Below are 7,715 nucleotides of genomic sequence, written 5' to 3' on the forward strand. Positions count from 1 at the left end.
AACCATTGCATGCTGGAGTCAAAGTCCAGTGCCTTACCGCTTGGCGACAGCCCAATAACATCTTTATACTTTTATCCTTTACAGACATTAGTTATTATACAAAAATAATTTGATTTTGTCAAGACTTTTTTTATAATTTTTCAATATTTTCAATCTAGACATGTCTTGTATCAGAAAGCAAAGCAAAGTTTCTTTAGAATAAAACGTGAACTATTCATCCCTTTCATATTCAAATCCTCAAAATCACAGCATTATAATCTTCAGACAATTTTTTCGATAATTTATGTAAAAAATCTCTTCGACAATTTTTAATATACTCATGTAATTTTGATATTTTCACTTTTTGTCTATACCAATTTTTAGAAAATTTTACTTTTCTTGATAATGATTTTTGTAATTTTTTCTCCAACATTTTTTCAATTTTTTTTACAAAAAAAAATCAATTCATCTCCCACTTATAGAAAGCCTACAACCTATTGCTATCTTTTTGTTAAAACAGGGGGATCTCTCCCCCTTTTGCTTTATAATATTTATTTTTGCATTTCAAGTTTTTATAGTATTGAACAAATTTATTTAGTCTTTAATTCCTTTTAATGCTTTTTCCAAATTTTCTGACTCCCATTTTCCATCTACTTTTACCATTAATGCTTGTAAATTTTCTAATATTACTTCTTCTCCAGTAATTTTTTGAGCTTCTTTTTCAAACATATTTATTCTTTCTTCAATTGCCACATTGTAATAATTTCGTTTAGCAGGCTCATTTCCTTTTTCTTTCATAATTGCTTCCAGTTCACCTTTACTCATTTTAGCTCTTTCCAAAATTCTTTTTTCTGTTTCATCATCTACTTCTATCATGTCAGGAACACTTTTCAAACTCTTGGATTTTATATCGTAAACTACTTCTGCTTCACCATTTGAAAGATAATTTATTTGTTTCACATCAAATTTTAACTTTGTTTCATCTGCTGTAATTCTTGAAATTTCCCTTGCATATTTTTCAACAATTTCTCTTTTTAAAGAATTACTAATAACGTAATCTTTAAATAGTTTGTTATACGCTTCCTTCTCAAGATTTTTCTCATTGTCTCTTATTCCTTCATTTACAATTGTGAAAAAAAAGGAATTTAATCTGCTTTGAAGAGCTCTTTTTATTGCCATGTCTTCATTTGCCTGTATTCCTGCTGTAAAAGAATTTCCTACTACTATCATCATAATTAAAAATAATAATTTTTTCATGTTTTTCTCCTTATTGTATTTTTTATTCTTCTGCCAATATTATACCATATTTTTAGAAAAAAGTTTCAAATAAATTAAAACTTAAATTTTTTTATTTTAAATTGCTTAATTCCCACTGTCCATTTATTTCAGTTAATACTGCCTTTTCATTTGATGATATTACTGTTTCTAAATTTACATTTTCCAAGGCTTTTTCCATAATATCCAAAATTTCATCCACCATAATGTCATAAATCCGAACTTTTTCTGATTCATTTCCATTTTTTACCATTAAAGCTTCTATTTCATCTTCACTTTTATAACCTGATTTTTTTAAAACATTAGTCTTAACATTTTCTTCAAATCTTTTTTCCATTCCCTCGAACGCCTTATCAAAATCCTTCATTTTTACATCATACACTACTTCAACATTTTTATTATCAATAGATTTAATTTCTTTAACAGCAAATCTTAATTTCATATTTTTCAGATAAATATCAGAACATCCTTTAGAAAATTTTTCCAATATCTTTTTTTTATTTGAATCACTAATTTTATAATCTTTGTCAAATAATAAATCTGCATTATTACTAAAAGAATCTTTAATCACTACTGCTAAAGTCTGACTTTCAACCATTTTCTTAATATTTTCCATATCTTTTTGAAAGGCACTTTCAATTTTACTTTTCTCACTTCCCGATACCATCTTCATCGATGTATTACGATTTTTTTGCACTGCTGTCCCTGCAAGTGCATTTCCCATTACTGCCAACATCAATACAAATAATAATTTTTTCATAAACTCTCCTCACTTTATCTTTTATTTTTCTTTATAAAAATTATAACACTTTTTTATATTATTTTTTTTCAAAAATTTTTATATTTTTACTCTTTAATCCCTCTTCTAAACTCATGCGAAAATGTCTTATCATAAAGTTTAGATTTAGAATATTCGTCCCCCATAAAGTTTCCAACTAAAATTTGTGCAGTTTTCGTAATTTTTTCATCTTTCACTTTTTGAGCAATGTTTTCCAATGTTCCCATAATGATTTTTTGATCATCCCAAGTGGCTCTTTGGACAATTGCAATCGGAGTTGTTTTCTCGTAATGTTTTAATAGTCTTTTTACAACTTCATCAATCATTTGTACAGATAGGAATATTGCCATCGAACATTTGTGTGAAGCTAGGCTTTCTAGACTTTCTGTTTCTGGTACTGGAGTTCTTCCTTCCAGTCTTGTACAAATTATTGTTTGACTCACATCAGGCAATGTGAACTCTTTTTTTATTGCGGCAGCAGCAGCTACAAATGAACTCACTCCTGGCACGACTTCATACTCGATTCCGTATTCATCCAAAATATCCATTTGTTCTCTTATTGCTCCAAAAATGCTTGGATCCCCAGTATGAACTCTTGCAACCAATTTCCCATTTTTCTGAGCTTTTATTGTAACTTCCATCACTTCATCTAAGTTCATTGAAGCAGAGTTATAAACTTTTGCTCCTTCTTTATGACATTCAATAACTTCTCTTGGCACAAGTGAACCCGCATAAATTATGACATCTGCTTCCTTTACAATTCTTTGTCCTTTTACTGTTATTAATTCAGGATCTCCAGGCCCTGCTCCTATGAAGTATACTTTTTTCATAAAATTACCTCTTTTTTTATATTTTTTATTTTTATAATATTTCATTTATTTCAAAACTTACTGATATTCCTGTATTCAAATATATTTTTTCATTTTTCTTAAAAAATGCTTCCCAGACTTTCCCATTTTCAAGATAAACGGATATTTTATCAAGTTTTTCAACTTCTTCAACATTTATTTTTTCTATTTTTTTGTTTTTCATTCCAAAAATCTTTTCAAATTTTCCTGAAATATCATTATTAATTATCTCGTTATCCACAAAATAAATTTCATTAACCAATTTTTTCTGATAATCTTCAAAACTATTGCAAAATTCTCTAAACTGACTATTACATGCCCATTCACACAAAATATCCTTTATTGTCAATTTCTTAATTTTATTAATTTCTTCCTTGTTCTCTAAAATTTTTTTTATATCATTCTCCAAAAATTCCAACGGTGAATATCCATATACCTTCTCATCACAAAAATTATACTTCGGAATAAAATAAATTTTATCTTTCCATTTTTTCAAATAAATTTTAAAAAATTTGTAATATTCTATGTTTCCATAATTTAAATAAAATATATAATTTCCATTTTCATATTTTGGCAAATCAAAACTTTCACCATAATGAATTTCTTTCCCGTCTTTTAAAACTTGAATGTATTCTTCATACCAATCCTTATCATCATAAATTTTTCTTTTTATTTCTAACATTTTTTCTCTTTTTCCGTTATTTGTTTTTCATCAAATTATAAATTATTATTCTCTCATAAAATGCTCTTTCTTTATCATCAGATATACTCAAAATCTCACAATAATGGGACCAGCTTAATTTGCCAGACAGTGTCTGGCAAATTGGATACTTCAAATAAAATTGCCTCATATTTTGTAAATTAGATCTCGAAAAGCCCTTTCCATATTCTTTTGTCAATTTTTTTGATAATTCTTTTAAAAGTTTTTTCCCGTATTCTGCTCTCTCACTATTTCCCTGTTCATCTTCTATAATAATTTTCCCAATTTCCCAATAAGTCTGCACAAGAATATTATTAATCTTTACAGACACCTGTTTTCTCGCATTTTCCATCAATTCTTTGATTTGCAAATAAACCATACTACTCTCAATTTCTTTTTTAATTTTACTCATTTTTCTCCCCCTATTTATATTAATTTCAAAAATAACTTATCAAATATTTTTTACTAATAACTAATTTTTTGTTCCATATTCGGATTTTGAACCGCTTTCTTATACAGTTCTTTTAATTCTTCAAAATGATTTCCATTTTTTTCTCTGTATTCTTTTTCCTTTTCTGTCAATTCTCTATTATATGGATTATCTCCCAAACTGCTGTGAAGTGCAACTCCAAATTGAGTTATAATATCAAATTTCATGATTTCCTGTGACAAACTTTTGTCTGTATAAAATTTATAACCATCGTAATTTGAACCTCTTCCAGCATCATAATAAGTATTGTTATTATATTTTATCTTTACAATATTTTTTATTTCTTTTTTTGTTTTTCTTTCATAAATAACTGCCCTATTGTTTTCTACCAATTCAGCAATATAATTACGAACATAATCCAATTTTTTATCTTTATCCGAAATACTATCTTTTATATTTTTTTCTTTTTTATCTCTATTCTTATTATACAATTCCAACAAATCACTTTTTCTTACTACAATATCAAAATTTTCAGTTTTGTAAGTCACCAAATCTTTTTTATCACTTGGCAGTACAAAATCGAGTTTAATTTCTTTGACAAAATCTTGACTCAATTCTACATATCTTTTCTTTTTTGTATCGTAAGTTCCTTTTACAATTGTTTCTGCCATTCCTTGAATTGCCACTATAAATGACAAAATAAATAAAATTTTTTTCATAATAATTCCGTTCTCCTTAATACTTAAATTTAATTTTTAAAACCCTGATTTTTTCAATATCATCGTCGAAAAATAAGGAACTTCCTCCACACTCTCAATATCCCAATAAACGACTTCATTATCTTTCCCGCAATCTGAAACAATTACAGCATTTTCTTTATTTCCTGTTTCAATTATCGCCTTTTTAATTTTCTCAAAATTTCTGCTTATTTTCATCAAAACTAAATTATCATTATTTTCAATTTCCTTGTAAATATCAGTTTTTCGATTGACAGACACCACTTTCAAATCTTCATCGCCAATCATCAAAGGCACATTTAGTCTAGCTGCAATGCTATTAAACGACGTTATTCCAGCAACCGTTTCCACTTCAACATCATCTGCAATATGCTCCAAAACATAAGTATATGTGCTATAAGTCATCGGATCTCCAATTGTCAAAAATGCCACATTCTTCCCCTTTTCCAATTCAGCACTTATTTTATCAGCATTATTTTTTCTAAAAACTTTTCTCGCTTCCACATCTTTTATCATCGGAAACTCCAAAAACATTTGTTCTACATTAGATTTCACATACTCTTTTACAATATTAAAAGCCGTGCTTCCCTCTCCACTTTTTGCCTCCGGCAATACAATTACATCCACCTCATGCAATTTTTTTGTTGCTTTAACCGTTATATTTTCTGGATCTCCTACTCCAACTCCAATTCCATAAAATTTACCTTTTTTCATATTTCATTTTCCTTTCCTTTTATTCTCCTATTTATCTTACTAAAAAATTTACTCATTTTTTTATTTAACTTCTTTTTTTTCAGACTTTTTCTATCTACCACATAAAATATTTTTTAAATTTCAACTATTTTCCCAGCTTTTCCTCAATAAATTCCTTTAATACAGGAATATGGCTCAACTCTGGAGTTTTACTCGCATAAACCATTGTCACATTTCCCTTTTTCAACTCTTCCAATATTATACCCTCAAATTCCTCAAAATCCGAATTTTCTTCCAATTCTTTTCTATATTTTTCAGAAAAATTTTCAAAATCAATAATTCCTTTATGATAATTTTGTCTTAATTCCTTCGATGGCGTAATAATTTTTGCCCAATAATCAATTTTCGCATTTTCCTTTTTTAACCCTCGAGGCCATAATTTATCGACTAATATTCTAAAACCATCTGCTTCTCCAATTTTTTCATAAGCTCTTTTCCATTTAATTTCAAATTTCATAGCTCCCTCCTTTTCTAAAATCAAAAATCTTATCAAGATTACAACTATTTGTCAATTGTTTTTTATGAATTTACTTTAAATATTATACCATATTTGTTATACAAATATTTCGATAATGCAACAATTTTTTAAATTATTTTTCCACCAAGAAAATATTTTCTGAAATTTTCTTTTTCATAATTCCACCAAATTGATTTTTGTAAAGTTCAAGATATTCTGAAAATTCGCAAGAACAATTATATCCTAAAATTTCCATCTCAATTCCAAATAAGTCAACATTGAAAGGAAATGGCAAAAATCCATTTTTTAAATAAAATTTCTTTCGACTTTGACGCTCTTCGTAATTTTCGGCATTTTCATCCTCAGTATTTTCAATTTCAAGAAAAAAACGATAATTTTTGTAATATTCCTTCAAAAAAGATAGCGTTTTAGAACCATATCCATAACTTCTAGCTTCTTTAATTATTGCCAAATAATCTAGCAAAACTAAGTCCTTATATTTCAACGTAATTGCAAGACCTTTAAACTCGTATAAATTTCTATTTTTCTCATCAGTTTTTTTCTTTTCGATTGAAAAAATTTCAAAATTCCCTCTTAATGCTCCAATTAATATTAATCCAAATGGCTTTTTTTCCTCTTTTGGAAACGAATTTTGATATAATTTGTAAATATTTCTAATTTGTTTTATTGATTTTATTTTTCTTAATTCCAATTTAAACTTCTCCTTTTGTTAGTAAAATTAAAAAGTAATATTTTCTATTTATGCTAAATTTCCGTGCAATTCATCTCACAACTAAAATTGCGAGTGTTCTTTCGCCATTTAATAAAAGTTTAAATTTATGATAAAACTATGAAAGAATTTTCAAAAAAAAACCACCTTCTAGTATCTTACAAGTGGTTTTTTTATATATTATTTTCTCGCAGAAATCACATAAATCGGATTTTCTGACATCATCATGTTAAAATTCTTTACTTTTCTATTTTTTGCCACAATTATTTGAGAAATATCAATATCCTCAAACTTTGATTTTTTCAAACATTCAAGTGCTTCAAATGTGTTTTCTAAAACGATAAAGTTCAAAGCAATTATTCCGCCTTCTTTTAAATTTTCATAAGAATAATTGATAATTTCTGATAAGTTTCCACCTGAACCACCGATAAACACTTTGTCGAAAGTTATTCCTTGTGGTAAATCTTCTGGTGCTTTTCCAGAAATTACAGTCATATTTTTTATCCCAAATTTTTCCATATTTTGTTTTATTAAATCAACGGCTTCCTCTTTTTGCTCAATCGTGTAAACATGCCCATTTTTAGCAAATCTAGCCATTTCAATACTCACAGAGCCAGTTCCACCACCAATATCAATACACACATCTTCATCAGAAATTTCCATTTTCGCAATACTCACCGCTCTTATTTCTTCCTTTGTCATTGGAACTTTTCCACGAATAAAGTCCTTATCTTTTATATGATACATTTTCTCTCCACTTCTTACATTTAATTTTTTACTTTGTTAAAAACCTTATTTTTATTACAAAAACTTTTAACCATTTTTTATTTTTTCAAAATCACAACATTCATTCCAAATTTCTCTTCATAGTTTGCCAATTCTCTCACCTTAAAACGATAAATTTTTTCATTTTCATAAGACAAATTTTCCCCAACAAAAATTTCCACACTCTCAAAATTATTTTCCAACAATTTTTGAGCAATTTTCTGTGGTGTATTTTCTTTAAAATCAGTCAATAATCCAATTTT

At 27.3% G+C, this 7,715-nt stretch carries 11 protein-coding genes and 1 pseudogene; all 12 read right to left on the minus strand.

Annotated features, from left to right (window positions below):
- Window positions 1-229 precede the first annotated feature (229 nt).
- Window positions 230-412, minus strand: a complete 183-nt coding sequence (locus ACO409_RS09645; protein WP_485556761.1) for a transposase — start codon at window positions 410-412, stop codon at window positions 230-232.
- Window positions 413-573: 161 nt separating this feature from the next.
- Window positions 574-1,236 carry a hypothetical protein gene (locus tag ACO409_RS09650; protein WP_485556763.1) on the minus strand — a complete coding sequence of 221 codons (663 nt, stop codon included), beginning with the start codon at window positions 1,234-1,236 and terminating at the stop codon, window positions 574-576.
- 91 nt (window positions 1,237-1,327) lie between these two features.
- Complete coding sequence (locus tag ACO409_RS09655) at window positions 1,328-2,014, minus strand: hypothetical protein (protein ID WP_485556765.1); 687 nt, start codon at window positions 2,012-2,014, stop codon at window positions 1,328-1,330.
- An 86-nt stretch (window positions 2,015-2,100) separates the two neighbouring features.
- Entirely contained in the window at window positions 2,101-2,862 is a 762-nt protein-coding gene (cobM, locus tag ACO409_RS09660; RefSeq protein WP_485556767.1) for a precorrin-4 C(11)-methyltransferase, read from the minus strand.
- Window positions 2,863-2,893: 31 nt separating this feature from the next.
- Window positions 2,894-3,562: a hypothetical protein gene (locus ACO409_RS09665; RefSeq protein ID WP_485556769.1), complete on the minus strand. Its 669-nt coding sequence runs from the start codon at window positions 3,560-3,562 to the stop codon at window positions 2,894-2,896.
- A gap of 16 nt (window positions 3,563-3,578) precedes the next feature.
- Window positions 3,579-3,992 carry a DUF1016 N-terminal domain-containing protein gene (locus ACO409_RS09670; protein WP_485556771.1) on the minus strand — a complete coding sequence of 138 codons (414 nt, stop codon included), beginning with the start codon at window positions 3,990-3,992 and terminating at the stop codon, window positions 3,579-3,581.
- A 53-nt stretch (window positions 3,993-4,045) separates the two neighbouring features.
- A complete protein-coding gene (locus ACO409_RS09675) occupies window positions 4,046-4,729 on the minus strand; it encodes a hypothetical protein (RefSeq protein ID WP_485556773.1) in 684 nt (227 codons plus the stop codon).
- A 36-nt stretch (window positions 4,730-4,765) separates the two neighbouring features.
- On the minus strand, window positions 4,766-5,461 hold the full coding sequence (cobI, locus tag ACO409_RS09680; protein WP_485556775.1) for a precorrin-2 C(20)-methyltransferase: 696 nt from the start codon (window positions 5,459-5,461) through the stop codon (window positions 4,766-4,768).
- Window positions 5,462-5,585: 124 nt separating this feature from the next.
- Window positions 5,586-5,957: a DUF488 domain-containing protein gene (locus ACO409_RS09685; protein WP_485556777.1), complete on the minus strand. Its 372-nt coding sequence runs from the start codon at window positions 5,955-5,957 to the stop codon at window positions 5,586-5,588.
- A 133-nt stretch (window positions 5,958-6,090) separates the two neighbouring features.
- Entirely contained in the window at window positions 6,091-6,669 is a 579-nt protein-coding gene (locus tag ACO409_RS09690; protein ID WP_485556779.1) for a hypothetical protein, read from the minus strand.
- Window positions 6,670-6,867: 198 nt separating this feature from the next.
- Window positions 6,868-7,434 carry a precorrin-6Y C5,15-methyltransferase (decarboxylating) subunit CbiT gene (cbiT, locus tag ACO409_RS09695; RefSeq protein WP_485556781.1) on the minus strand — a complete coding sequence of 189 codons (567 nt, stop codon included), beginning with the start codon at window positions 7,432-7,434 and terminating at the stop codon, window positions 6,868-6,870.
- A gap of 77 nt (window positions 7,435-7,511) precedes the next feature.
- Window positions 7,512-7,715 (minus strand): annotated as a pseudogene (locus tag ACO409_RS09700) (precorrin-6y C5,15-methyltransferase (decarboxylating) subunit CbiE); the annotation flags it as partial.

The sequence above is a fragment of the Leptotrichia sp. genome, from assembly GCF_057270615.1.

Bases quoted from the DNA above. Each gene is read 5' to 3' on its own strand.
- cbiT (WP_485556781.1), bottom strand. From the start codon at position 7,434: ATGTATCATATAAAAGATAAGGACTTTATTCGTGGAAAAGTTCCAATG.
- cobM (WP_485556767.1), bottom strand. From the start codon at position 2,862: ATGAAAAAAGTATACTTCATAGGAGCAGGGCCTGGAGATCCTGAATTA.
- ACO409_RS09665 (WP_485556769.1), bottom strand. From the start codon at position 3,562: ATGTTAGAAATAAAAAGAAAAATTTATGATGATAAGGATTGGTATGAA.
- ACO409_RS09645 (WP_485556761.1), bottom strand. From the start codon at position 412: ATGTTGGAGAAAAAATTACAAAAATCATTATCAAGAAAAGTAAAATTT.
- cobI (WP_485556775.1), bottom strand. From the start codon at position 5,461: ATGAAAAAAGGTAAATTTTATGGAATTGGAGTTGGAGTAGGAGATCCA.
- ACO409_RS09685 (WP_485556777.1), bottom strand. From the start codon at position 5,957: ATGAAATTTGAAATTAAATGGAAAAGAGCTTATGAAAAAATTGGAGAA.
- ACO409_RS09675 (WP_485556773.1), bottom strand. From the start codon at position 4,729: ATGAAAAAAATTTTATTTATTTTGTCATTTATAGTGGCAATTCAAGGA.
- ACO409_RS09655 (WP_485556765.1), bottom strand. From the start codon at position 2,014: ATGAAAAAATTATTATTTGTATTGATGTTGGCAGTAATGGGAAATGCA.
- ACO409_RS09670 (WP_485556771.1), bottom strand. From the start codon at position 3,992: ATGAGTAAAATTAAAAAAGAAATTGAGAGTAGTATGGTTTATTTGCAA.
- ACO409_RS09650 (WP_485556763.1), bottom strand. From the start codon at position 1,236: ATGAAAAAATTATTATTTTTAATTATGATGATAGTAGTAGGAAATTCT.